The organism is Shimia sp. MIT910701, from assembly GCF_047126315.1.
GTDB lineage: Bacteria > Pseudomonadota > Alphaproteobacteria > Rhodobacterales > Rhodobacteraceae > Shimia.
This window is the reverse complement of the sequence record NZ_CP138953.1, coordinates 1,357,600-1,380,795: the sequence shown is the minus strand read 5'-3', so window position 1 is coordinate 1,380,795 and position 23,196 is coordinate 1,357,600. Positions and strand designations below refer to the sequence as shown.

The following is a 23,196-nucleotide window of genomic DNA, read 5'->3' as shown; positions in this document are numbered from 1 at the left end:
AACTTAGTCAGTCCGCCGACAAAATGCTAATATCGTTAACACATACGCAAAAAACGACACCTTGGTTCACACCGCAGTTACTGACGCAAAGGGCGCCCGACCTGTCCGTCGCGCGCCCCAATCTTGCTCCGAAGTCACGCCGCCTTTAAGCCTGTGAGGCCTCAATTGCGCGGGTGATATCCTTGATCAGATCATCAGTGTCCTCCAACCCAACGGAGAACCGCACCAGACCGGGAGTGATCCCAAGGTCTTCCTTCACCTCATCCGTCAAACGCTGGTGGGTCGTGGTCGCCGGGTGCGTGGCAATCGACTTTGCGTCGCCAAGGTTGTTGGAAATCACCGCAATCTCAAGTGCATTTAGGAACTTGAACGCGGCTTCGCGTCCGCCTTTGATGTCGAGAGACAGAACCGTGCCGCCCTTGCCGCCCAGCTGTTTCTTCACCAAAGCGGCCTGCGCATGGCTTTCCAAACCCGGATAGATTGTGCGCTCCAAGGCCGAATGGCCTTCCAGAGCCGACGCAATGGCCAAAGCACTCTCTGCCTGCGCCCGAACACGCAGATCAATGGTCTCCAGACCTTTCAGCATCACCCAGGCATTAAACGGGCTCATGCTGCCACCGGTGTGCTTCATGTAGGGCTCAAGCGTGCCGCGGATGAAGTCTTTGGTGCCCAGAACAACCCCGCCCAACGCCCGGCCTTGGCCGTCGATATGTTTGGTCGCCGAGTAGATCACCACATCCGCGCCTTGCTCAATCGCGTTGGAAAACACCGGTGTGGAGAACACATTGTCCACCAGCACTGTCGCGCCGACTTCATGGGCGATCTGTGCCACCGCAGTGATGTTGATCACCTCCATCGTCGGATTGGACATGCTTTCAAAGAATACCGCTTTGGTGTCTGGACGCATCGCCGCTTTCCAAGCGGCCAAATCCGTGCCATCGACAAAGGTCACTTCCACGCCATATCGGCCCAGGATGTCCTGCAATACGTAGATGCAAGAGCCAAACAGCGCCTTAGCCGAAACAACGTGATCGCCCGCCTTCAACATAGAGGTCAACGCACCGCTGACTGCCGCCATGCCGCTGGCTGTGGCAAAGGCATCCTCTGCCCCCTCAAGCGCCGCAATACGCTCTTCGAACATTGCCACGGTTGGGTTGCCATAGCGCGCATAGATGAACTCATCTTCGCCGGTTTCGATAAAGCGGGCCTCGGCCTGTTCCGCGCTGTCGTACACAAAGCCCTGTGTCAGGAAAATTGCCTCACTGACCTCTTTGTATTGGCTGCGTCGTGTACCGCCATGCACCAGCTTTGTGCGTTTGTTCCAATCGCTCATGTCATCTCTCCCGGGCCTCTCTGACCGGCCCAAATAAAAAGCCCCGTTCCGGCCAAGCGGAAGGGGCTCCTTCGTCCTGACCTCTTTAGCGGCATCTTTAACGTGGCCCGCAATCCGGTAACAAATCGCCACGCCTGCGAATTACGCCTGAACGCATCAAAGGTCAAGCCACACAGGCCCCTTCACCAAGCTGTGACGCGGACTTTACGCAATCTGCACATTTTCGCGCAACACTGGGTTTTAGGTGAAAGGGGAAGCCGACATGGCGCTCATTCGGATCAACGCAGAAGGCAGAAACCCGGTACTGCACAGTACCAAAACCTCCCTTTGGCCTGCGTTGCGCCGGGCGATGCCTTCAACTGGCCCGATCACCATCATGCTGCACGGGTATAAGTTTGCCCCAAACGACCCCGATCATTGCCCACACAGTCATATCTTTGCCGCGCACGACGCCACATGCGGCAAAGCCATCAGTTGGCCGCGACGCTTGGGATTCTTGGATGCGTCGCACAACACCGGCCTCGGGGTCGCCTTTGGCTGGAACGCCCGAGGCTCGCTGAAACAAGCGCTGCGCTCCGCGTTGCGTGCCTCTCACGCGCTCGCAAAGTTGATCACTGAACTGCGTGACATTGCCCCCGACCGTCAAATCCACCTGATTGGTCACTCCATGGGCGCCTATGTCGCGCTCAGTACGCTGCGCCGCCTGCAACACGGTGACGTAGGCCGTATTGTTTTGCTCAACGGCGCTGTGTTCCGCCCCTGCGTTGCATTGGCGCTGCGCACGCCAGCTGGGCGCTCTGCAGAGCTGTTCAATGTCGTAAGCTCAGAAAATGCCTTCTACGACATCCTGTTTGAGCGCCTACTTGGACGCAACCCAGCGCATGATCGCTCCATTGGTCGCGGATTTGAAGCCCGCAACGCCGTCACAATTCGACTGGGCGATGCGCCCAGTTTGGAGAGCCTCGCCGAAATGGGACACACCATCGCGCCCCCCAAGCATTGGTTTTGCCACTGGTCGCCTTACTTGCGGCCTGGCGCAATGGCGTTTTATGGCACCTTGCTGCGGCACCCCCAATCCTTGCCGCTCTCGCTCCTGAAATCACAACTCTCGCGCCACACGCTGCCCATGGCCGGCCGTACCGGCCCCAAACCGCCCCCTTGCGGCACGGCCTAAAACAGGCAAGCTTTGGGCACCACAACAGGAGCGCCCATGTCCGAGCTTACCGCTGATCCAATCGACCTCTATTACTGGCCCACGCCCAACGGCTGGAAGATTTCCATCGCGCTTGAGGAAATGGCGCTGCCCTACACCACGCACCTGATCAATATCGGCAAGGGTGATCAATTTGCGCCCGATTTCCTCAAGATCGCCCCCAATAACCGCATGCCCGCGATTGTTGATCCAAACGGACCTGACGGTCAGCCCATCTCGGTCTTTGAAAGCGGCGCAATCCTGCTCTACCTCGCGCGCAAGACCGGCACGTTTTTGGGCACGACAGAACGGGAGCGAGTTGCCGTGGAAGAATGGCTGATGTGGCAAATGGGCGGGCTTGGCCCAATGGCCGGCCAAACCCATCACTTCCTGAAATACGCGCCTGAAGACATCGCCTACGCCAAAGCCCGCTACCGCGACGAAACCGCGCGGCTCTATGGCGTGCTGGATCGCCGATTGGCCGAGAACGAATACTTGGCAGGCGATTTCTACTCCATCGCGGATATGTCAGCTTGGGGTTGGGCCTCCCTTTGGGAAGGGCAAGAGCAGACGCTGGAGGACAAACCCCACATGGCCCGCTGGCTCAAAACTCTGTGGGAACGCCCCTCCCTGAGACGCGGGCGGGCCTTGCATGCCGATCTGCGCGCTGACCGGTCCGACACCTGGGTTCAGGACGATCTTTTTGGATCTTAGTCTGCGAACGCACTCTTAAAGAACGCAAAAAACGGCGCCCTTCAGCCCTCCTCAACCTCTTCTTCCAGCGCATAGTCCTGGAAAATCTTGCCTTGGGTCATGAAGAAAATGAACACCGCCGCGGTCAGGCCAAAGGTCTTGAAGTAAACCCAGGTGTCCGTGCTCTGGGTGCGCCAGATCACCTCGTTCAGCACCGCCAGCCCGATGAAAAACGCCGTCAACCGCTTGGTCAACAACATCCAGCCCTCTTCTTTCAGAGGCATCATCTCTTCCATCACAAACTTCAAATAGCTCTGCCCTCGCAGCAGCCCCACACCAAGCGCCCCACCAAACAGGAGGTAGATCATGGTTGGCTTCATCTTGAAGAACCGCTCGTCATTAAGCCACACCGACAACCCGCCAAACAGGATCACCAGCACCAAGGTGGCCACCTGCATTTTTGAAAGCTTGCCGGTCAGTTTCCACAGGATGCCCGTGGTCAGGATCAACAGCGGAATAAATCCCGCAGTGGCGACAATGAACCCATCATAGGCTGTGCCGCCGATTTCAATGGTTTGGTCCCGCAGCCGCAAATAGGCGACAAAGAACACCATAATGGGGCCCAGTTCCAAACCCATCTTCAGCATCGGGTTGATCTTTTTCTCAGAAGAATTTTCAGCCATCGCGCGTTCCTATTGCCTGCCCACTTCCACTATCACAGCCCCCAGCGCAATCAATGCCATCAAGGCAATCCGGCGTGGACCCACCGTCTCTTTCAACACCAGCCACCCGATCAGCGCCGCAAACACCGGCGAAGTTTCCCGCAGCACTGCTGCCTCGCCCACATTGTCCAAACGTGTCGCCAGCATGACCGAGCCAAAGCTGGCAAAAGCCACCAACCCGCCAATGACGCCGCGTGTCATCAACGGGCCAAGGGCGGGCGGGTGCGCCATGGCGCGATACTTCATCGCCGCCAAGACCGGAAACACCAGCCCGTCGATCAGGAAGAACCACGCAAGAAAGGTAAATGGGTCCGCCGTGGCGCGGATACCAAACGCATCATAGGTTGTGTAAAGCGCCACAAAAAAGCCGGTGAATACCGCAATCACCATCGCGGCCAGCAAGGTCTCCCGCCCCTCGGTCATAAACACCATGTTGTAGACGGCTAAGCCCAGAATACCCGCCATCAGGACGGCTACCCCAAACCACTGCAACCCGCTGAAGGTCTCGCCAAAAATCAGATAGGCGCCAATAACCGTGAAAAACGGCCCCACCCCGCGCACAACGGGGTAGACCACGGTGAACGCACCTTTGGTATAAGCCCAACTCTGCAGCAACTTGTAGCCGGTGTGAATGACAAAGGCACCCAGAAAAATCAGCCACATATGTGGCTCAGGCCACGGCACCACGAACAAAGCAAAGGGCGCCGCCATAGCCGCATAGCTGAAATCAATCGCCCCGCGTGTCAGCCAGGGATCATGCCGCCCTTTTTGAAGTGCGCCGAACACGGCGTGGAGAAACGCCGCCAACAACGCCAGCGCCAGCGCCAGTTGCTGGCCTGAAGCGGTTCCCTCCAGAGAGACCAGCCAAGCGCTCATGATTGGCGCTCAATTGCGCTGTTGGACCAGGGGTTTTCCACCCCCGGACCCCCGGAGGATACTTTGGGCAAGAAGAAGATCAGTTTTGCTCCAGCCCAATAAGGGCCGCGGCAAACTCTTCGGGATCAAAGGGTTGCAGATCATCAATTTGCTCGCCCACGCCAATCGCGTGGATCGGCAGACCAAACTTATCTGCGAGGCTCACCAGAATGCCGCCCTTTGCAGTGCCATCCAGCTTCGTCATCACGAGACCAGACACATCTGCCAGTTTTTGGAACGTCTCCACTTGGCTGATCGCATTTTGGCCGGTTGTGGCGTCCAACACCAACAACGTGTTGTGCGGCGCATCCGGGTCTTTTTTGCGGATCACCCGCACGATCTTGGCAAGCTCTTCCATCAGGTCCTGACGGTTCTGCAAACGCCCGGCCGTATCGATCATCAGCAGGTCCGCCCCTTCGGCTTCCGCCTTGGTCATCGCATCATACGCCAAGCTCGCAGGATCGGAGCCCTCTGGCGCGGTCAAAACCGGCACACCTGCGCGTTCGCCCCATACTTGCAGCTGCTCCACCGCCGCCGCCCGGAACGTATCCCCAGCCGCAATGACTACGGACTTCCCTGCCGCGCGGAACTGGCTTGCCAGCTTGCCAATGGTGGTGGTCTTGCCAGAACCATTCACGCCAACAACCAGCACAACCTGCGGCTTGGAGGGATAGAGCGGCATCGGACGCGCCACAGTTTCCATGATCCGCGCCACTTCGGTCGCGAGAATATCTTTGATCTCTTGCGTCGAGACCCGCCGCCCCAGACGGCCTTCCGCGATATTGGCGGTCACGCGCAGCGCGGTGTCCACGCCCATATCGGAGGCAATCAGCAACTCTTCGAGCTGCTCCAGCATGTCATCGTCCAGCACGCGCTTAACAACCGGACCGCTTTGGCTCTGGCCGGTCAACCGCGCCAGTATGCCAGACTTGGGCGCCTCAGCAGGCGCTTTCTCTTCCACGGCAGGCGCCGCTTCCACCTCAACAGCGGCAGGCGCAGGCTGCTCTCCGGGAGGGCTTTCAACCGCGACCGCTTCGGTCTCTACGCCGCCATCTTCGACAATTGCCTCAAGCCCTTCGTCCAATTTGGACGACGACTTGAACAACCTGTCTTTGAGCTTTGAGAAAAACGCCATGGTGGTCTCCGGAACTGCTTGCTTCCAGTTAGTCTGATTTGACGGGATTTAAAAGAGTGGGGTCGCCCAGCCCACGCCTGCCACAATCAGGAACTGCCCACCGGCATAAAGCACCCACAAAGCAATCGACACCATGCGTTGCAGGGCCGCATCCGGTTTCATGCGGAAAAGCTGGATCGCCAACAGCGTATCGGACGCCATAAAGGACAATGCCCCAGCCACCGCCAAAGGCCGATCGACCAATCCAAAAGCCGTTGCCCCCATAGCGCAAATGATCGCCACATAAGCTCTAACCGGCCAACGGAGTTCACCGGTGAACGGACTCAACCAACGCTCTGTCGACAGCGCAAAAACCACCAAAGCCGCCAACAAAACAGGCATGGCCAACGGCCCAGCGCCAATGTCCCAAAAGTAGACAACATAGGCTACATGCGCCGCCGCAAAGGACACCAAACCGACAAGAAAGGCCTTCTCCCCATCTCGCGACAGTGCCAGATCGCCCAGCGCCGACAGCAACAACGCCACAACCACTGCCCAGGAACCGAAACTCACCGCAACTGCCGCTGCAAAGGCTGGCATCGGAATGGTCTTAACCACCGTCTTCCAGACGCTGGGCGGGCGATGACAAAACGCCACCGCATAAACCAACGCCGCCAACACCCCCACCACAAGCAATCCCAAGCGGATGCTTTGGCGCAGGGCAATTTCTTCGACAATACTCATGGCAGCCTCATGTGTTTTGCCAACACCCTATGGCGGCAAGCCTCTGTTTGTCTTGTGCAAAATGGGAAGGTGACGCGCAGAGAGCCTATAAGCCGGATTCTGTTCCCCGGCCGAAGCCAGTTCAATGACCATTCATCTAGGGTGCCTGTTACCAGACACCTCAAGCTGCCAACCCGGACCTGCTCGGAGCAAAGCGCTCCTGTGCTTGCGCACACGCGGTCCCTATTTGGCATTGCTCCCGGTGGGGCTTGCCGTGCCGCCGCTGTTGCCAGCCGCGCGGTGGGCTCTTACCCCACCGTTTCACCTTGACCCCGACGGATCGGGGCAGTCTGTTCTCTGTGGCGCTTTCCCTCGGGTTTCCCCGGCCGGGCGTTACCCGGCACCGTTGCTTTGTGGAGTCCGGACTTTCCTCGCGGGCTTACGCCCCCGCGGCCATCCAGCTCTCTGCGCGTCTCCGCAATAGGCCTTTGCTGCAAAAGCGTCAATCTCTGCCTGCGGCCTGCACTAGCCGCGCTGCAATGCGCGCATCCTCGGCGTCACATAGCCCTTCAGCCCAAGGCCGAAACCGCGCCCGAAACGCGGCAAAACAATTAGGGTTGTCCAAATCGTAGCCAAATTGCGCGGCACAGCTTTCCCAATCGGCCTCCGCAGGCCTTTGATCCGGCCAAACAGCCAGCCCCTGACGCGCCAGCCGCAGCCAATCAAACTTCGGACCAGGATCAATCTTACGCCCCGGCGACATGTCGGAATGTCCAATCACGCCGTCCGGGCCAATATCCCAACGCTGCATAATACCAACCAGCAGAGCTTCCAGCGCGTCCATCTGCGCCGCCGCAAACGGGTGGTCGCCTTTGTTGGACAGTTCAATGCCAATGCTGCGGGAATTCACATCCCCTTGACCCTGCCAACTGCCAACACCTGCGTGCCAGGCCCGCATCTCCTCCGCCACCAACTGTGTGATCTGCCCGTCTGGCGCAATCACATAGTGCGCTGACACCTCCGCTTCGGGATTGCACAGCCAGTCAATCGCCGCCTGCGCGCTGTCCATTGCCGTATAATGGATCACGATCAGTTCAGGCCGCTGTCCATCCCGCCGCTCCCCGAAGTTCGGGGAGGGCTGCTGTAGAATGTCCATGGAAGCAGACATGCTTAGTTGCCAGCGGCCACGCGGAACGGGCTCGGGTCCCACTTGCAGGCATAGCCATCGCCATCCGGATCAACACCAAGCCGATCTCTTTTAGGGCCGCCTTTTTCCAGAAACGCCCGCTGCGCCGCCTCGTCACTGCCAAACTTGGCACAAGCTTTTTCATAGCGCGACGCGCCACCAATCTTCAGTCGGCTGTACACCTTTGTGCCAACAGGGTGCTTTGTCTCCAGAGCATAAGCCACGATGTTTGGCCCAGCGTCTCCCGTGCGCACTGGCACAGCAGTGGGTTGGATCACCGTATAGTTGGCTTTGTTCTGCGCCCGACGTGCGGCGTCCGCCTCAATCGAGCGACGCCCGTCTACAGCCGCAAAGTCATTCTCATCCGAAATACCCGGGTTGGAGAAAACCTGAGGCGCAGGATTGCTGGGGCTTGCGTGCAGCGGCTGCACACCGGAATTGGCAGATGCCGCCGCCAAAGCAGCCGTGGTCTCACTGGCAATGCTCGCCGCATCATTGGCGGCTGACGCATTGGAGCTCGGGGATGGCACAGTGCTCGCTGCCGCTGCCGCGGTTTGCGGCTGTGCGGTTGTGGTCGTGATCAAGGGCGTAGCAGCTACAGACTGCGCCGGCGGCACAGTGGCAACCACAGGCGCCGGTTCGATCGTCGCAATCTGCGGTGCGTCCGGAATGGTCTCTTGCGAGACTGCATTTGCGGGCGGCAAGGCCGTCCGCCGATGTTCCCCGGTTTTCTCGTCGTAAAACACGCCTGCGGCGCTGTCTGGCACGGCCGGCTGGCACGCGCTCAGCGCGACCAGCGCACAAATGGCCCCAATGCTACGTTTCATGATCTGCCTTAACTGCTCTTAGTTTTGCAGCAGCTTTACCACCATTTGCCTGGTTTGGCCACAAAACCTGCGGCTTGCTCCAGCGCGTAGGCGGTGTTCAGCAGATCGCCCTCTTCCCAAGGGCGGCCAATCAGCTGCAGACCCAACGGCAGACCCTGGCTGTCCAGACCGGTTGGCACCGACACCCCTGGCAGACCAGCCAGGTTCACGGTCACGGTGAACACGTCGTTCAGATACATCTGGATCGGATCGGCATCGGTCATTTCACCCAAACCAAAGGCCGCCGAAGGTGTCGCAGGCGTCAGAATCGCATCAATACCCTGAGCAAAGACGTTTTCGAAGTCCTGCTTGATCAGCGTCCGAACCCGACGCGCACGGTTGTAGTAAGCGTCATAGAAACCTGCGGACAGCACATAGGTGCCAACCATCACGCGGCGCTGCACCTCATGACCAAAGCCTTCGGCGCGGGTTTTCTCGTACATTTCGGTGATGCCATCACCTGCCGCCAAAGTGGCACGGTGGCCGTAACGCACACCATCATAGCGCGCCAAATTCGAAGAGGCTTCCGCTGGTGCAATCACATAATACGCAGGCAGCGCGTATTTTGTGTGCGGCAAAGAAATGTCGACAATCTCCGCGCCCGCAGCTTTCAGCATCTCGGTGCCATCGGCCCAGAGTTTTTCGATCTCGGCCGGCATGCCGTCCATGCGGTACTCTTTTGGGATACCAATTTTCTTGCCGCGAATGTCGCCGGTCAGCATGGCTTCAAAGTTTGGCACCGGAAGATCAACACTGGTGCTGTCTTTCTCATCGTGACCACACATCGCCTCAAGCATGATGGCCGCGTCACGCACGTCTTTGGTCATTGGGCCTGCTTGATCGAGCGAAGAAGCAAAGGCCACCACGCCCCAGCGGGAACAGCGGCCATAGGTTGGCTTAATACCGGTGATGCCGGTAAACGCCGCAGGCTGACGGATCGAGCCACCCGTGTCCGTACCGGTCGCAGCCAGACAGAGATCCGCCGCAACAGCCGCCGCAGACCCACCAGAAGACCCGCCCGGGGTCAATGCCGCATCATCATTGCCGCGACGCCACGGGTTGATCGCGTTGCCGTAGACAGAGGTCTCGTTGGACGAGCCCATCGCAAACTCATCCATGTTGAGCTTGCCCAGCATCACCGCACCGGAATCTTCCAGCTTTTGAGACACGGTGGATTCATACTCCGGCGTAAAGCCTTCCAGAATGCCGCTGGCCGCTTGGGACGCCACACCTTTGGTGCAGAACAGGTCCTTGATGCCGATTGGCAGGCCGCACATGTCCGGCGCATCACCTTGGGCAATCCGCGCATCCGCCGCCTTGGCGCGTTCCAGCGCAATCTCAGGCGTCTTATGCACAAAAGCGTTCAGCGCATCGGCGTCATCAATCGCTTTCAAAAAGGTCTCGGTCAGTTCAACGGAAGTCACATCCCCGGCACGCAGCTTATCGCGGGCTTCAGCCAGGGTAAGTTTGGTCAGATCGGTCATATCGGGCGCCTCTCTCATATGGGGGCAAAATCTATTGTCAGGGGATCAACGGCATAAAAGCCGGATCACTCCACCACTTTGGGAACAGCAAAGAAGCCTTCACGCGCATCCGGCGCATTGCTCAGGATTTTCTCCTGCTGATCGCCATCGGTCACCACATCCTCACGACGCTTCAGACGCATCGGGGTCACGGACACCATGGGCTCCACGCCTTCGACGTCAACTTCGTTCAGTTGCTCAATGAAACCCAGCACGGCATTGAATTCCTGTGCCAGCGCAGGCAGGGCATCTTCTTCAACCTTGATACGGGCCAATTTGGCCACTTTGGCGGCGGTGCTTTCGTCAATCGACATGGGGCAAGACTCTCTCGTTGCGGACGTGCCCTCAGCCTTTAGCGCGCAGGGGAAAGCGGTGCAAGCGCTTGCCTCCGTTTGCCCCACATCGTTGCATCTCCCGCCAAAAGAAAATGCAATAGAGTTGCCTGTCTTTTGTTGGGCACGGCTCAAGGCTGCGCCTTGAGCCTCCCCGCAATCAGATGGCGCCGCAACACCTCAATCATCCAGCCCAACATAACGGCATTCAAAATGTGCCACATGAAATGCGTCCCCATTGGCACGTGGTGACACATCGGCATATCCAACGAGCGAAAGGTCAAGGACAGCAGCAACAGCCCGCCGCCAATCGCCAGTCCCCGCGCCACCTCCGGCCGGCGGGAGCGCAGCAGAATCGCATAGGTCAGGATCATCACTGGCACAGGCATATAGCCCGCGGAAACGCCCAACACCGGCATTTTGGCAAACAGAGGGATGGTTATCGCGGCATAGGGAAAGAAAAGCGCCGTCGCGACGAACGCCTTTGGCCAAGACAACGCCCAGAAATAACGGTTGGCGGCGTAAATGTAGAGCACCACATAGAGCGCAATGGGCGTTGTATCGGCCGCAGCCGCCCATGCGGTCGCCTCGGTGTGGAAAAGGAAACTGCCAAGCCCGATCATTGCCAATATGACGCACAAGGCTTTTGCGATACCCCGCCCCGGCATCGCAGGCAGAAACCGCAACCGCGCCCACATCCACGCCGCCGCAATCACAAACGCCGCATTGGTCACGGCATTCACCGGCTCTGCCCAAAAACTTGGGTCCAACCGCTCGCAATAGGCGTCAATCGGCGCCATCCAATCCATCACGTCCCCTCCCATACCAGCCCTTCCCCCAGGCCAATTGCGTGCTACTCTGACGGCAATTGAGAGGGAGAGATAGTATGAAACTGATTTGGCTTGGACACGGCTCTTTTCGCATCGAAACCGGCAATCTGGTGTTGCTCGTCGACCCTTGGCTCACCGGCAACCCGGTGCTGCCAGAAGCCCAACACGAAGCGGCTGTTGCAGGCGCTACACATCTGATTTTGACCCACGCGCATTTTGACCATGTCGCAGACATGCTGCCCCTTGCGCGCAAACTCTCCTGTCCCATCGTCGGCCAATATGATCTCATTTCTTACTGGAACGAACACGAGCACTTGAACACCGTCGGTTTCAACAAGGGCGGCACTGTAGAGCTGGGCGACGGCGTCAACCTCACCATGGTGCCTGCCTCTCACAGCTCCACATTTGGTACGGACCAAGGCCCCAAGGCCGCAGGCTCGGAAGTCGGCTACATCCTCCGCGCCGAGGGCCGCAGCCTTTATATCTCAGGCGACACCGACATAATGGCGGACATGGACTGGATGGGGGATTACTACAAACCCGACGTGGGCATTCTTTCCGCGGGCGGCCATTTCACCATGGACATGGCGGGCGCAGCCTACGCTGCCAAACGCTATTTCAACTTCAAAACCGTGATCCCCTGCCACTACAAGACCTTCCCGATCCTGGAGCAATCCGCAAACGTGCTCGCAGCAGCCCTGCCCGACGTAAACGTCATCGAACCGGAAGTAATGGTCCCTATCGACCTTTAAGGCGTCACCGCCGCTCGGCAAAAAACGCCTTTAGCAGCGCCTCGCACTCTTCCGCCGCAAGGCCGTCATACACCTCGGGCACATGATGGCTTTGCGGATGAGCAAACACCCGCGGCCCCTGCGCCACGCCGCCGGATTTGGGGTCCGCTGCGCCATAGTATACCCGTGCAATCCGCGCCTGACTGATCGCGCTGGCGCACATCGGGCACGGCTCCAGCGTCACATACAGGTCGCACCCGACCAGCCGTTCGCTGCCAATCTTGGCACAGGCCGCGCGCATCGCCAGCACTTCGGCATGGGCTGTTGGGTCCAAATCTTCCCGCGTCCGGTTGCCCGCCGACGCCAAAACTTCGCCATCCGGCCCAACAATCACCGCCCCCACGGGCACCTCACCACGCGCTGCAGCGGCGCGCGCTTCTTCAAGCGCAAGGTCCATATGGCTCCGAAAGGTCATAGGGCAGACTTGCCCTGCCAAGCCCCCTTTCGCAATCCCCGTTTCGCAGGTAAACGGAGACATGTCTCAAAAGCCTCCCTCCTCCCGTCGCCCCAACGCGAAACCAAACGCCGCCAAGGCGCGCCCGTCCAAGCCGCGCAAGACGCCGGCGCAACCGGCCTCTGACGCGCCCAAACGCGAGGGGGATCGCATTGCAAAGGTCCTGGCCCGCGCCGGTGTGGCCTCGCGTCGCGATGCAGAACGTATGATCGAGGCGGGCCGCGTGTCGGTGAACGGTAAGAAACTCGACAGCCCGGCGCTAAACGTCACCGCCAAAGACCGCATCACCGTGGACGGCAAGCTGATTGGCGAGCCGGATCACGAACGCATCTGGCTCTACCACAAGCCCGCCGGACTGGTGACCACCAACCGCGATGAAAAAGGCCGCGAGACGATCTTTGACAAGCTGCCGGAGAACCTCCCACGCGTGATGACAGTGGGGCGACTTGACCTCAACTCCGAAGGCTTGCTGCTGCTGACCAACGATGGTGGCCTGAAACGCAAACTGGAATTGCCCAGCACCGGTTGGCTGCGCAAATACCGCGTCAGAATCAACGGCCGCCCAACTGAAGATACTTTCGCGCCGCTGCGAAAAGGCATCGAGGTCGACGGCGAACGTTTCCAGCCTATGGACATCACACTTGACCGCCAACAAGGCGCCAACGCCTGGGTCACCGTCGGCCTGCGCGAGGGCAAAAACCGCGAAATCCGCCGCGCCATGGAGGCCATCGGCCTCACCGTGAACCGCCTGATCCGCGTGTCTTACGGCCCCTTCCAATTGGGTCAGCTTAAACAGGGCGAAGTCGAAGAATTGCGCCGCCGCGTTGTGCGCGACCAACTCGGCCTGGACGGCGCGATTCCGGAGGAAAAACGCCGCAAACCCACGCGCCGCCGCAAATAACTGATTTAAAGGCGGTCTTGCCTCGGCAATGCGCCGCTTTCCCAAAACTTCCCCCTAGCCTTCGCGCGGCAGACTTCTTAGATTTCTCCATAACTTAGCGCAGGGTGGAGTGGGTATGTCATCAACCGGGTTACAGAAACTGGCCTTTGGCCTGTTGGTTCTGTTGATCTTCTACGTCTCTTTCACGGGAGGCGCCTGATGGCTCAGAAATTTGGCGGCAAATACAGCCCCGGCGGCGCCCAAGGAGCCAGCAGCGACGAGGGTTTTCGCAATGCCAAGCGCAGCCGCGCGGGCGGGCGTGTCAACCTCCTGTTCATGGCGCCGCTGCCTCTAATCTGGAAAGCGTTCACCACTGACCCAATTGGCATGGCGCAATATCTGATTGCGCTTGGCGTCCTGCTTCTCGCCGCATGGATGACCCGTGAAGGCATGTTTGCCCAAGAGGCCTATGACGCCCGCAAGGTGGCTCGACGCCCAGCGCTCCCGCGCAAACTGCTCGGGTCCGTGTTGACTGGTCTGGGACTGGCAATCGCAGGCTTTGCCGGTCACGCCCCCATCGAGGCGGGCATCTTCGCCGTGGTTGGCGGCCTGCTGCACAGCTTTGCCTTTGGTCTCGACCCGATGTCGGACAAAGGCATGGAGGGCACCAACCGTCACCAAACCGACCGGGTCGCCCGCGCCGTGGAAGAAGCCGAAGAGCATTTGCGCGCCATGAGCGACGCCATCGCTCGCGCCGGAGATCGCAGTGTCGAACGTCGTGTCGCGGCCTTCCAATCTACCGCCCGCGACCTGTTCCGCACGGTGGAAGAAGACCCGCGCGACCTCACCGCGGCACGCCGCTACCTTGGCGTCTATTTGCTCGGCGCCAAAGACGCGACCGTGAAATTTGCCGACATTTACAGCCGCACACAAGACGTCCAAGCCCGTGCCGACTACCTCGCGCTACTGGATGATCTGGAAGAAAACTTCGCCGCCCGCACGCAGAAACTCCTGCTGGAAGATCGCGGCGATCTGACCATCGAAATTGACGTGCTGCGCGAGCGCTTGGAGCGCGAAGGCCTGCGCCGCAACAGCTGATAACACATGTGACCTACCGGGAAGGGTGGATTTAAATGTCTGAGATCGTAAAACAAAAAGCCGAAGCCGCTTTGGCGGAAATCACCGAAGCCACGGTTGCCCTGCCCGAACCGGTAGAGGCCAACGCCATTGTGCCATTGGCCGAGGCGGACGCTCCTGTGTCTGCGGAAATCACCAAGCGCATGGCTGAGCTGGACATGAGCAACACCAACTCAATTGTGTCCTTTGGCTCCGGTGCTCAGGCAGAACTGCAGACCATTTCCCAAGCCATGCTGCAAGACGTGCGCAACAAAGACGTTGGCCCCGCCGGTGACAGCCTGCGCGACATCGTCACCACCATTCGCGGTTTCTCCGTGTCTGAGCTGGACGTCCGCCGCGAACGCAGCTTCTGGGAAAAGCTGATCGGCCGCGCCGCGCCTTTTGCCAAGTTTACCGCGCGTTTTGAAGAGGTACAGGACCAGATCGACAAGATCACCGACAACCTGCTGACCCACGAGCACACCCTGCTCAAGGACATCAAATCGCTGGACGTACTCTACGAAAAGACCCTCGCCTTCTATGACGAACTGGCGCTCTACATCGCAGCTGGCGAAGCCAAGATTGCCGAGCTGGATGCCAACGACATTCCAGCCAAAGAAGCCGAAGTGGCCGCAGCCGATGAAAACGCTCAGGTGATGAAGGCACAAGAACTGCGCGACCTGCGCGCCGCACGCGACGATCTAGAGCGCCGCGTGCATGACCTGAAACTGACCCGTCAGGTCACCATGCAATCCTTACCGTCCATCCGCCTCGTGCAGGAAAACGACAAATCGCTGGTCACCAAGATCAACTCCACTTTGGTCAACACCGTGCCACTTTGGGAAACCCAGCTGGCGCAGGCCGTGACCATCCAGCGCTCCGCCGAAGCCGCCTCTGCCGTGCGTGAGGCCAACGACCTCACCAACGAGCTTCTGACCGCCAACGCCAAGAATCTGCGCGAAACCAACAAGGTGGTGCGCACCGAAATGGAACGCGGCGTGTTTGACATCGAGGCCGTGAAAACCGCCAACGCAGAGCTGATCGCTACCATCAACGAGTCGCTACAAATCGCCGACGAAGGCAAAGCCAAGCGCGCCGCCGCCGAAGACGACATGAAAAAGATGGAAGCCGAATTGCGCGACACATTGGCGGCAGCCAAGGCACGCAAAGACGGCCTGGGTGACACCGCCGCGACCGCTGTGCCCACCGCGTGAAGCGGCTTGCGGGCATAGGTCTCGGGCTGCTGACGACCTTGGCAGCCTGCGTCAACACCGGCGGCGTCACCGCGCCACCGGTTGTCGCCCCTGCGCCCGCGCCCCCGTCCGAGGCCAGCGCAGCCCTGCGCAGCTACTACAGCAGCGTCCAGGCGGACCTGCTGACGCGCGGGTTGCTGCGCACCGATGGCGGCGGCCCGGACACACCGTTCACGCCTGACATGCTGGCGCGCAACTTTGAACGCATCGCCTTTTATGACGAATACAGCAACACCGGCGGGCTGGAGCGCTCCACGGGCCAAGCAGGCCAACTGCGCCGCTGGAGCGGTCCCGTCAAAGTGAACGTCGAGTTTGGCCCCTCGGTGCCGGAAAGCCAACGCGCCACCGATCGCGCCACGGTGGCCGCCTATGTGCCCCGCTTGGCCAACGCCACCGGCCACCCGATCCGCCTGACGACCAACAAACCCAACTTCCACGTGCTGGTGATGGGCGCGGATGACCGTGACACCGTGCAATCGCGTCTGGACACTCTGCTGCCCAACGCCTCCCCCAAAACCCGTGCGCTCTTCGCCAATCCACCACGGAACATATACTGCTTTGTGGTCGCCTTGGCCTCAGACACCAACCCCAACGCCTACACCTCTGCCGTAGCCTTGGTGCGTGCAGAACACCCGGACCTTCTGCGTAAATCCTGCTTCCACGAAGAGATCGCCCAAGGGCTTGGATTGGCCAACGACAGTCCCGAAGCCCGCCCTTCAATCTTCAACGATGACGAAGAGTTTGCGCTGCTCACCACGCATGACGAAAAACTGCTCTCCATGCTCTATGATGACCGCCTTGGCATCGGTATGAGCGTGGACGAGGCCCGCCCCATTGTTTACATTCTGGCCCGCGAGCAAACCGCACAGAACTTCTGAGCGCTGCCGCGACCAGCCTTTTGAAAGGACCACTTCATGGGTATTTTTGATTTCCTCACTGGCGAATTTATCGACGTCATCCATTGGGTTGACGACACCCGCGACACGCTGGTGTTCCGCTTTGAGCGCGAAGGGCATGAGATCAAATACGGCGCCAAACTGACCGTACGCGAGGGCCAAGCAGCGGTGTTTGTGCACGAAGGTCAACTGGCCGATGTCTTCACCCCCGGCCTCTACATGTTGGAAACCAACAACATGCCGGTGATGACCACGTTGCAGCACTGGGACCACGGCTTCAAAAGCCCGTTCAAGTCCGAAATCTACTACGTCAACACCACGCGGTTTGCCGACCTGAAATGGGGCACCAAAAACCCCATCATGGTGCGCGACCCGGAATTCGGCCCCGTGCGCCTGCGCGCCTATGGCACCTACGCCATCCGCGTGGTCGACCCCGCCCGCTTCCTAACGGAGATCGTTGGGACAGACGGCGAATTCACCATGGATGAGATCTCCTTCCAGATCCGCAACATCATCGTGCAGGAGTTCTCCCGCGTTGTGGCTGGCTCCGGCATTCCGGTTCTGGACATGGCCGCAAATACCGCCGATCTGGGCAAGCTGGTCGCCGCCGAAATCTCCGGCACCATCGCCGAATACGGCCTCGCGATCCCGGAGCTCTACATCGAAAACATCTCCCTGCCACCAGCGGTTGAGGCCGCGATGGACAAGCGCACCTCGATGGGCATCGTTGGTGACTTGGGCAAATACACACAGTTCTCCGCCGCCGAAGCCATGACCGCCGCCGCACAGACGCCAAACTCCGGCATGGGCGCTGGCATGGGGATGGGCATGGGCATGGCAATGGCCCAACAGATGGCGCAAACCGGCCCATGGGGCGCGCAACCCGCCGCGCAAGCGCCACAAGCGGCTCCCGCGCCACAAGCCGCCGCTGCGCCACCGCCCCCACCGCCGGTCGAGCATGTGTGGCACATCGCCGAAAACGGCCAAACCAAAGGCCCGTTCTCCAAAGCTGCGCTTGGTCGCATGGCAACCGCTGGGGAGATCACCCGTGAAACCCACGTCTGGACCGCAGGCCAGGACGGTTGGAAACACGCCGAAGACGTGGCCGAACTGGCCCAGCTCTTCACCATCCTGCCGCCCCCGCCCCCTGGTGCCTAAAACAATAGCCCCGGCTTGCTGGCCGGGGCTTTGCTAAATTCTTCCAAGCCATTTCAAAGCAAGCAGATTTCATGTCAGCCACACCGCCCCCCGCGCCCAAAGAGACCACCCGTTTCCCCTGCGCCCAATGCGGCGCCGACTACCGCTTTGCCCCCAACGAAGGCAAACTGATCTGCGATCACTGCGGTCACGAAGAGGCCACTGAGCAAGGCGACCGTCAGGCTGCCATTGCCGAGCTGGATTTCAAAGCAGCTTTGGCCGAGCAGCTCCCGGCCGCCGAAATGGTCGAGGCCCGCACCACCTCCTGCCCCAACTGCGCCGCCCATGTGGTTTTTGAGGGCGACACCCACGCCACCGAATGCCCCTTCTGCGCCAGCCCCGTCGTGGTCGACACCGGCACGCATCGCCTGATCAAGCCGCGTGCTGTCCTGCCCTTCCAGATCGCGGAAAAGATCGCGCATCAATCCATGAATGAGTGGCTGGGTAAGCTCTGGTTCGCCCCCAACGGCCTGCAGGAATACGCCAAGAAGGGCCGCAAGATGGACGGCATTTATGTCCCCTATTGGACCTACGATGCGGATACCAAATCCTCCTATCGCGGCGAACGGGGCACCATCTACTACGTCGCCGAAACCGTCATGGTGGACGGCAAGCAAGAACAACGGCAGGTGCAAAAAATCCGCTGGTCGCCCGCCTCTGGCCGCGTGGCCCGCTGGTTTGACGACATCCTTGTGCTTGGCTCCAAGGCCCTGCCTAAAAAATACACTGACAACCTGCAGCCCTGGGATCTCTCCGCGCTGGAACCCTACACGCCAGAATTCCTCGCAGGCTTTCAGGCTGAGGGCTACTCCATCGATCTCGAAGAGGGCTACGACGAGGCCCGCGACCGTATGGACCGCGTGATCCGCCGCGACGTGGCCTTTGACATCGGCGGCGACCGCCAGCGCATTCACAGTGTCTCCACTGCGGTCAGTGATGTGACCTTCAAACACATCCTACTGCCGGTCTGGATGGCCGCTTACAAATACCGCGGTAAGTCCTATCGCTTTGTGGTCAATGGACAAACCGGCCGCGTTCAAGGCGAACGCCCCTACTCAAAATGGAAGATCGCCTTTGCCGTGCTCCTCGCCGCTATTGCAGCCGGCGTGATTGGCTATATCATCGCGCAAAACCAATAAGAGTTGGGGATTTCCGCGATGTCTCACCACGCTGCATTGCAAGAACTTCTGCACGCCCGTCACTCCTGCCGAGCGTTTAAATCAGATGCCGTACCGCGTGAGGTTATTTCCCAAATCCTGCTGGATGCTGGCCGCGCCCCCTCCTGGTGCAACGCACAACCGTGGAAGGTGATTGTCGCCTCAGGCGCTCAAACCGAAGCTTTCCGCGATGCCATGGCACAAGCCTTTGACGGCGGCGCCCCCGCGCCTGACTACCCGTTTCCGGACACCTACACCGGCGCGCATCTCAAACGCCGCCGCACCTGTGGGTTCCAACTCTATGAAGCCGTTGGCATTGGTCGTGGCGACCGCGAAGGCCGCGCACGTCAAATGCGGGAGAACTACACCCTGTTTGGCGCGCCTCACGTTGCGGTCATCACCTGCCCCAAAGAACTCGGCCCCTACGGCGTGCTCGATTGCGGCGGTTTCATCACCGCTTTCTGCCTCTCCGCCAAAGCGCAAGGCATCGGCACCGTGCCTCAGGCCGCACTCTCGCTCTACTCAGACGTGGTCCGCAAACACTTCGACATTTCCGAGGATCGCAACGTTCTTGCGGCCATCTCTTTTGGCTACCCGGATGACGCTGCCGCCATCAACACCTTTCGCACAGACCGCGCGGAGCTAGGCGAGTTTGTCGACTGGCGCGATTAAAACCAACCTAGGTCTGCGGCAACACCTGCCCTTTAATGTCGCCCGCAGTCACATAGGGCAACGCGGTCGGGTGAATGCTCTCTGACCGATCTGCCCCAACAACCCTTGGCGCCCTAAACAAAAAGTATTTGCCGAGCGCCCGCCAGGTGCCCACCATGGGCGCATCCGGATCGGTCTCGTAGCGATCCCGCCAGTCTTCTGGCAAGCGTACGCCACACATCTCCAACCGTTCCAGCATCCAGACCAGCGGAATATTGGCAAGCGGTCGCGCAGCATGAAACCCCACGAGTTGTCCGCCCACGTCACTGTGCGCCCCTCGAAACCAGACCTGCTCCACACGGCCGTCCCAATCATCCGGACAACGCCACAACTCTGGTTCAAACACCTGCCGCGTCTCATCCAGCGCCAAGGCATGAAACCCATGCCGCACAACGGGCGAAAGTTGATGGTTGTGAAACGCATGTCGGCGTTCAGTGATCCGCCACAACACCGGCACCCGCGCGCCCAGCGCTTTCACCGTGTCCCACACACCAATCATCTCGATCTCTGTATGCTCATAACAATGCGCCGCCGCAAACGCGCTTGCAGCCGCACTGTCCGGCGTCAGTTCATAGTGCCGATAAGCCGTGCGGATATTGCGCTCCGTGGCACATTCCGCGCGCAACAGCCCGACGCGGTCAATCACCCCTGCCAATGAGCGTACAGCAAAAGCACCGCGCGAATAGCCCATCAGGATAATCTTGTCTCCAGGCCGATATCGGCTTGCCAAATAGCCGTAAGCCCGCCGGATTTGCCGATTGATCCCGCGCCCCATCATCACGTCCAACGTCTGACGCCAGGACCGCCATTGCACCCCGGCTTCGTAGTAAACCGACACCTCCGCGCCGATCTCTCGTAGCAACTGATAGGTCTGCCCTGCATTGGTCTCCTGCCCCGGCGCAAGCGAGGACATGGTGCCATCCAGAATAATCACATGCGTGACCGCCCCCCGGCGCGGTCCGGCCGGGGTATGGCTGCTGGTGAACTTCCCAGTCAGCCACTCTGATATGCGTCTAGCCAGCCGTATGTTTGGCCTCATTCAACATCTGCCACACGCGATGCGGCGTGAACGGCATATCCGCTTGGCGCACACCCGCCTCCCAAAGCGCGTCCTGCACCGCATTGGCTGCTGCAGCCATGGCACCCACGGTACCCGCCTCGCCGCAGCCCTTCATGCCCATGATGTTCGCAGTGGACGGCACCGCCTCGGTGGCGAAGCCAATCATCGGCACATCACTCGCGCGCGGCATGGCGTAATCCATGAAGGTCGCGGTCAAAAGCTGACCGTCATCATCAAACACCACATGTTCCATCAGTGCCTGGCCAATGCCCTGCGCCACGCCACCATGCACCTGCCCCTCGGCGAGCATCGGATTGATCAGATTACCAAAATCATCCACCACAGTGTATGTCTCCAAGCTGACCTGCCCCGTCTCCGGGTCCACTTCAACCTCTGCCAGATGCGCCCCGTTGGGGAAGCTGCGCGCTGGCAAAGTGGTGCGCTCCTCATGCACCATCAAATCCGTCCGCCCATCCGCGCGCGCCAACTCGGCGGCTTCAAGGAAGGTCGGGTGTAAGTTAGAGCCTTCTGCCCGGAATTGCTCATCATCAAAGCTCACATCCGCGGCATCCACGCCCATCTTCTCTGCAATATACGGCGTAAAGGCTTTAATCATCGTTTCCACGGTCGCCAAAGTCGCGGTGTTCTGCACCGTCACGGAGCGCGACCCACCAGTACCACCACCTTGCTTGATGCGGTCACTGTCCCCCTGCACCACTTCAATCATCTCGGTGGGAATGCCGGTCTGGTCACTCAGGAACTGCGCATAAACCGTCTCATGTCCCTGCCCGTTGGACTGCGTGCCCACATAGATCGAAACGGTGCCATCGTCATTGAACTCCACCCGCGCACTTTCACTTGGGTCGCCCAAAATACTCTCAATGTAATAGCACAGCCCAGCGCCGCGCAGCTTGCCAGCCTTCGCGCTCTCGGCTTTGCGCGCGGCAAACCCGGCCACATCGCCAAACTCCTCCACGCGGCTCAACACTCGATCGAAGTCGCCAACATCATAGGTTTCATCCGTCGCCGATTTGTACGGAAACGCCTCGGTTGGGATGAAGTTGCGCCGCCGCAACTCGTAGCCACTCACTCCCAGTTCGCGCGCCGCACGATCCATCAGGCGTTCCAGAACATAAATCGCCTCCGGCCGCCCGGCCCCACGATAGGCATCCACTGGCGTGGTGTTTGTGTAAATCCCATCCACCTGCAGCCAAGTAGTCTGCACATCATAGACGCCCATCAACACGCGGCTAAACAGCTGCGTCTGGATCGCTTGGGCAAACTGCGAGTTATACGCGCCCATATTGGCGACAGACTTCACGCGATAGGCCGTGGCCTTAAGGTTCTCGTCAAACGCCAACTCCGCCAACGACACCAGATCGCGCCCCGCGTTGTCTGACAACATCGACTCCGTTCGATCCGCAATCCACCGGACCGGCTTGCCCAGCGTCTTGGCGGCGTATGCCACAATCAGAGGCTCCTGATAGATCATCGCCTTCATGCCAAAGCCGCCGCCGGTGTCCGGGTTGGTGACACGCACGTCGTCTTCGTTCATCTTCAGAACACGGGCGACTTGCCCCTTGGTGCCCCAGACACCCTGCCCATTGCTGGCGACATGCAACCGGCTGCCATCCCATTCGGCATAGGCACCACGCGGCTCCATCGCGTTTACAATCACTCTGTTGTCGCCAACCTCCAGGCTCACCACATGTGCCGCCGCCTCAAAAGCCGCGTCGGTCGCGGCCTCATCACCAAGCCCCCAATCAAACGCAAGGTTCTCTGGCGCTTCGCCATGCAGCTGCTCACCGCCGCGCGCCAATGCCAGATGCGCGTCCAGATCATCATAGTCGAACATGATCATTTCAGCCGCATCCCGCGCCTGATCCATGCTCTCCGCCACAATCACGGCAATCGGCTCACCGACGTAGCGCACCCGCTCTGCCGCGAGCAGCGGACGTTCCGGCTTGGCACCTTTGCTGCCATCGCGGTTCACCACCTGCGTGCCTGGCAAATTGGCCTCAAGTCCCGCCGCCAGCAAATCCGCCTGCGTCAAGACACAGGCCACCCCATCCGCCTCACGCGCGTCCGCAACATCCAGTTCGGTCACAAGCCCATGCGCAACCGGAGAGCGCAAAAAATAGGCATGCAGCGCATTTTGGGGCGCAATATCGTCCACGTATTGGCCTTTGCCGGTCAAAAACCGCGTGTCTTCAATCCGTTTGACCGGCTGGCTTTTCCCAAACTTTTCCATG

At 59.8% G+C, this 23,196-nt stretch carries 23 protein-coding genes, 1 other RNA gene and 1 riboswitch; of the genes, 10 read left to right on the top strand and 14 right to left on the bottom strand.

Translation table 11 applies throughout. The annotated features are described in order from the left end of the window. Positions 1-145: 145 nt before the first annotated feature. The gene (metZ, locus tag SIB38_RS06615) at positions 146-1,333 is read right to left on the bottom strand and encodes an O-succinylhomoserine sulfhydrylase (protein ID WP_412551658.1); all 1,188 of its coding nucleotides are present in this window, start codon (positions 1,331-1,333) and stop codon (positions 146-148) included. A 64-nt stretch (positions 1,334-1,397) separates the two neighbouring features. Further along, positions 1,398-1,475, bottom strand: a riboswitch (SAM riboswitch). Between the two features lie 120 nt (positions 1,476-1,595). Here metZ and SIB38_RS06610 point away from each other — a divergent pair. Both SIB38_RS06610 and SIB38_RS06605 read left to right on the top strand, forming a co-directional pair. Next, entirely contained in the window at positions 1,596-2,507 is a 912-nt protein-coding gene (locus SIB38_RS06610) for an alpha/beta fold hydrolase (RefSeq protein ID WP_294117791.1), read from the top strand. A 36-nt stretch (positions 2,508-2,543) separates the two neighbouring features. Further along, entirely contained in the window at positions 2,544-3,239 is a 696-nt protein-coding gene (locus SIB38_RS06605) for a glutathione S-transferase N-terminal domain-containing protein (protein ID WP_294117793.1), read from the top strand. A gap of 41 nt (positions 3,240-3,280) precedes the next feature. On the opposite strand, the gene SIB38_RS06600 is transcribed toward SIB38_RS06605, so the two are convergent. From SIB38_RS06600 to SIB38_RS06555, 10 genes are all read right to left on the bottom strand, one after another. Then, positions 3,281-3,901 (bottom strand): inner membrane-spanning protein YciB, encoded by a 621-nt coding sequence (locus SIB38_RS06600; protein WP_412551657.1) that lies wholly within the window; start codon positions 3,899-3,901, stop codon positions 3,281-3,283. 9 nt (positions 3,902-3,910) lie between these two features. Continuing rightward, a complete protein-coding gene (locus SIB38_RS06595) occupies positions 3,911-4,816 on the bottom strand; it encodes a DMT family transporter (protein WP_294117795.1) in 906 nt (301 codons plus the stop codon). Between the two features lie 79 nt (positions 4,817-4,895). Beyond that, complete coding sequence (ftsY, locus tag SIB38_RS06590; protein ID WP_294117797.1) at positions 4,896-5,990, bottom strand: signal recognition particle-docking protein FtsY; 1,095 nt, start codon at positions 5,988-5,990, stop codon at positions 4,896-4,898. Positions 5,991-6,038: 48 nt separating this feature from the next. Continuing rightward, entirely contained in the window at positions 6,039-6,713 is a 675-nt protein-coding gene (locus SIB38_RS06585) for a lysoplasmalogenase (RefSeq protein ID WP_294117799.1), read from the bottom strand. A 72-nt stretch (positions 6,714-6,785) separates the two neighbouring features. After that, positions 6,786-7,161: RNase P RNA component class A (gene rnpB / locus SIB38_RS06580), an RNA gene on the bottom strand. A gap of 33 nt (positions 7,162-7,194) precedes the next feature. Further along, a complete protein-coding gene (locus SIB38_RS06575) occupies positions 7,195-7,860 on the bottom strand; it encodes an N-acetylmuramoyl-L-alanine amidase (RefSeq protein WP_294117801.1) in 666 nt (221 codons plus the stop codon). A 2-nt stretch (positions 7,861-7,862) separates the two neighbouring features. Further along, positions 7,863-8,705 carry a hypothetical protein gene (locus SIB38_RS06570; RefSeq protein WP_294117803.1) on the bottom strand — a complete coding sequence of 281 codons (843 nt, stop codon included), beginning with the start codon at positions 8,703-8,705 and terminating at the stop codon, positions 7,863-7,865. A 35-nt stretch (positions 8,706-8,740) separates the two neighbouring features. Next, the gene (gene gatA / locus SIB38_RS06565; RefSeq protein ID WP_294117805.1) at positions 8,741-10,228 is read right to left on the bottom strand and encodes an Asp-tRNA(Asn)/Glu-tRNA(Gln) amidotransferase subunit GatA; all 1,488 of its coding nucleotides are present in this window, start codon (positions 10,226-10,228) and stop codon (positions 8,741-8,743) included. Between the two features lie 65 nt (positions 10,229-10,293). Beyond that, positions 10,294-10,581, bottom strand: a complete 288-nt coding sequence (gatC, locus tag SIB38_RS06560; protein ID WP_294117807.1) for an Asp-tRNA(Asn)/Glu-tRNA(Gln) amidotransferase subunit GatC — start codon at positions 10,579-10,581, stop codon at positions 10,294-10,296. A gap of 149 nt (positions 10,582-10,730) precedes the next feature. After that, positions 10,731-11,408: a ceramidase domain-containing protein gene (locus tag SIB38_RS06555; protein WP_294117809.1), complete on the bottom strand. Its 678-nt coding sequence runs from the start codon at positions 11,406-11,408 to the stop codon at positions 10,731-10,733. Between the two features lie 77 nt (positions 11,409-11,485). Here SIB38_RS06555 and SIB38_RS06550 point away from each other — a divergent pair, with 77 nt between their 5' ends. Beyond that, positions 11,486-12,181, top strand: coding sequence for a metal-dependent hydrolase (locus SIB38_RS06550; protein WP_412551656.1), 696 nt, complete (start codon positions 11,486-11,488; stop codon positions 12,179-12,181). Between the two features lie 4 nt (positions 12,182-12,185). On the opposite strand, the gene SIB38_RS06545 is transcribed toward SIB38_RS06550, so the two are convergent. Beyond that, positions 12,186-12,635 (bottom strand): nucleoside deaminase, encoded by a 450-nt coding sequence (locus tag SIB38_RS06545; RefSeq protein ID WP_294117813.1) that lies wholly within the window; start codon positions 12,633-12,635, stop codon positions 12,186-12,188. A 61-nt stretch (positions 12,636-12,696) separates the two neighbouring features. Between SIB38_RS06545 and SIB38_RS06540 the strand changes: the two genes are divergently transcribed. The 7 genes from SIB38_RS06540 (at position 12,697) to SIB38_RS06510 (ending at position 19,845) form a co-directional block, all read left to right on the top strand. Then, positions 12,697-13,575: a pseudouridine synthase gene (locus SIB38_RS06540; protein WP_294117814.1), complete on the top strand. Its 879-nt coding sequence runs from the start codon at positions 12,697-12,699 to the stop codon at positions 13,573-13,575. A gap of 198 nt (positions 13,576-13,773) precedes the next feature. Beyond that, complete coding sequence (locus SIB38_RS06535) at positions 13,774-14,652, top strand: 5-bromo-4-chloroindolyl phosphate hydrolysis family protein (protein ID WP_294117816.1); 879 nt, start codon at positions 13,774-13,776, stop codon at positions 14,650-14,652. 35 nt (positions 14,653-14,687) lie between these two features. Continuing rightward, positions 14,688-15,884: a toxic anion resistance protein gene (locus tag SIB38_RS06530; RefSeq protein WP_294117818.1), complete on the top strand. Its 1,197-nt coding sequence runs from the start codon at positions 14,688-14,690 to the stop codon at positions 15,882-15,884. Beyond that, positions 15,881-16,801, top strand: a complete 921-nt coding sequence (locus tag SIB38_RS06525) for a DUF2927 domain-containing protein (RefSeq protein ID WP_294117820.1) — start codon at positions 15,881-15,883, stop codon at positions 16,799-16,801. Before SIB38_RS06530 ends, SIB38_RS06525 begins: the two co-directional genes overlap by 4 nt. A gap of 36 nt (positions 16,802-16,837) precedes the next feature. Next, on the top strand, positions 16,838-17,977 hold the full coding sequence (locus SIB38_RS06520; protein ID WP_294117822.1) for an SPFH domain-containing protein: 1,140 nt from the start codon (positions 16,838-16,840) through the stop codon (positions 17,975-17,977). Positions 17,978-18,048: 71 nt separating this feature from the next. Further along, entirely contained in the window at positions 18,049-19,155 is a 1,107-nt protein-coding gene (locus SIB38_RS06515) for a TFIIB-type zinc finger domain-containing protein (protein ID WP_294117823.1), read from the top strand. Positions 19,156-19,173: 18 nt separating this feature from the next. Next, positions 19,174-19,845 carry a nitroreductase gene (locus tag SIB38_RS06510; protein WP_412551655.1) on the top strand — a complete coding sequence of 224 codons (672 nt, stop codon included), beginning with the start codon at positions 19,174-19,176 and terminating at the stop codon, positions 19,843-19,845. Between the two features lie 7 nt (positions 19,846-19,852). On the opposite strand, the gene SIB38_RS06505 is transcribed toward SIB38_RS06510, so the two are convergent. Together SIB38_RS06505 and SIB38_RS06500 are read right to left on the bottom strand one after the other, a co-directional pair. Next, positions 19,853-20,923: a DUF2235 domain-containing protein gene (locus SIB38_RS06505; protein ID WP_294117826.1), complete on the bottom strand. Its 1,071-nt coding sequence runs from the start codon at positions 20,921-20,923 to the stop codon at positions 19,853-19,855. Continuing rightward, entirely contained in the window at positions 20,898-23,195 is a 2,298-nt protein-coding gene (locus SIB38_RS06500) for a xanthine dehydrogenase family protein molybdopterin-binding subunit (RefSeq protein ID WP_294117827.1), read from the bottom strand. The genes SIB38_RS06505 and SIB38_RS06500 overlap by 26 nt, the downstream gene beginning before the upstream one ends. Position 23,196 lies beyond the last annotated feature (1 nt).

Excerpts from the sequence above, each read along its gene's own strand:
- metZ (WP_412551658.1), bottom strand. The coding sequence starts at position 1,333 with ATGAGCGATTGGAACAAACGCACAAAGCTGGTGCATGGCGGTACACGA.
- SIB38_RS06555 (WP_294117809.1), bottom strand. The coding sequence starts at position 11,408 with ATGGATTGGATGGCGCCGATTGACGCCTATTGCGAGCGGTTGGACCCA.
- SIB38_RS06575 (WP_294117801.1), bottom strand. The coding sequence starts at position 7,860 with ATGTCTGCTTCCATGGACATTCTACAGCAGCCCTCCCCGAACTTCGGG.
- SIB38_RS06585 (WP_294117799.1), bottom strand. The coding sequence starts at position 6,713 with ATGAGTATTGTCGAAGAAATTGCCCTGCGCCAAAGCATCCGCTTGGGA.
- SIB38_RS06500 (WP_294117827.1), bottom strand. The coding sequence starts at position 23,195 with ATGGAAAAGTTTGGGAAAAGCCAGCCGGTCAAACGGATTGAAGACACG.
- SIB38_RS06570 (WP_294117803.1), bottom strand. The coding sequence starts at position 8,705 with ATGAAACGTAGCATTGGGGCCATTTGTGCGCTGGTCGCGCTGAGCGCG.
- SIB38_RS06535 (WP_294117816.1), top strand. The coding sequence starts at position 13,774 with ATGGCTCAGAAATTTGGCGGCAAATACAGCCCCGGCGGCGCCCAAGGA.
- SIB38_RS06505 (WP_294117826.1), bottom strand. The coding sequence starts at position 20,923 with ATGAGGCCAAACATACGGCTGGCTAGACGCATATCAGAGTGGCTGACT.
- SIB38_RS06520 (WP_294117822.1), top strand. The coding sequence starts at position 16,838 with ATGGGTATTTTTGATTTCCTCACTGGCGAATTTATCGACGTCATCCAT.
- gatC (WP_294117807.1), bottom strand. The coding sequence starts at position 10,581 with ATGTCGATTGACGAAAGCACCGCCGCCAAAGTGGCCAAATTGGCCCGT.
- SIB38_RS06515 (WP_294117823.1), top strand. The coding sequence starts at position 18,049 with ATGTCAGCCACACCGCCCCCCGCGCCCAAAGAGACCACCCGTTTCCCC.
- SIB38_RS06550 (WP_412551656.1), top strand. The coding sequence starts at position 11,486 with ATGAAACTGATTTGGCTTGGACACGGCTCTTTTCGCATCGAAACCGGC.
- SIB38_RS06530 (WP_294117818.1), top strand. The coding sequence starts at position 14,688 with ATGTCTGAGATCGTAAAACAAAAAGCCGAAGCCGCTTTGGCGGAAATC.
- SIB38_RS06595 (WP_294117795.1), bottom strand. The coding sequence starts at position 4,816 with ATGAGCGCTTGGCTGGTCTCTCTGGAGGGAACCGCTTCAGGCCAGCAA.
- SIB38_RS06610 (WP_294117791.1), top strand. The coding sequence starts at position 1,596 with ATGGCGCTCATTCGGATCAACGCAGAAGGCAGAAACCCGGTACTGCAC.
- SIB38_RS06545 (WP_294117813.1), bottom strand. The coding sequence starts at position 12,635 with ATGACCTTTCGGAGCCATATGGACCTTGCGCTTGAAGAAGCGCGCGCC.
- ftsY (WP_294117797.1), bottom strand. The coding sequence starts at position 5,990 with ATGGCGTTTTTCTCAAAGCTCAAAGACAGGTTGTTCAAGTCGTCGTCC.
- SIB38_RS06540 (WP_294117814.1), top strand. The coding sequence starts at position 12,697 with ATGTCTCAAAAGCCTCCCTCCTCCCGTCGCCCCAACGCGAAACCAAAC.
- SIB38_RS06600 (WP_412551657.1), bottom strand. The coding sequence starts at position 3,901 with ATGGCTGAAAATTCTTCTGAGAAAAAGATCAACCCGATGCTGAAGATG.
- SIB38_RS06510 (WP_412551655.1), top strand. The coding sequence starts at position 19,174 with ATGTCTCACCACGCTGCATTGCAAGAACTTCTGCACGCCCGTCACTCC.
- gatA (WP_294117805.1), bottom strand. The coding sequence starts at position 10,228 with ATGACCGATCTGACCAAACTTACCCTGGCTGAAGCCCGCGATAAGCTG.
- SIB38_RS06605 (WP_294117793.1), top strand. The coding sequence starts at position 2,544 with ATGTCCGAGCTTACCGCTGATCCAATCGACCTCTATTACTGGCCCACG.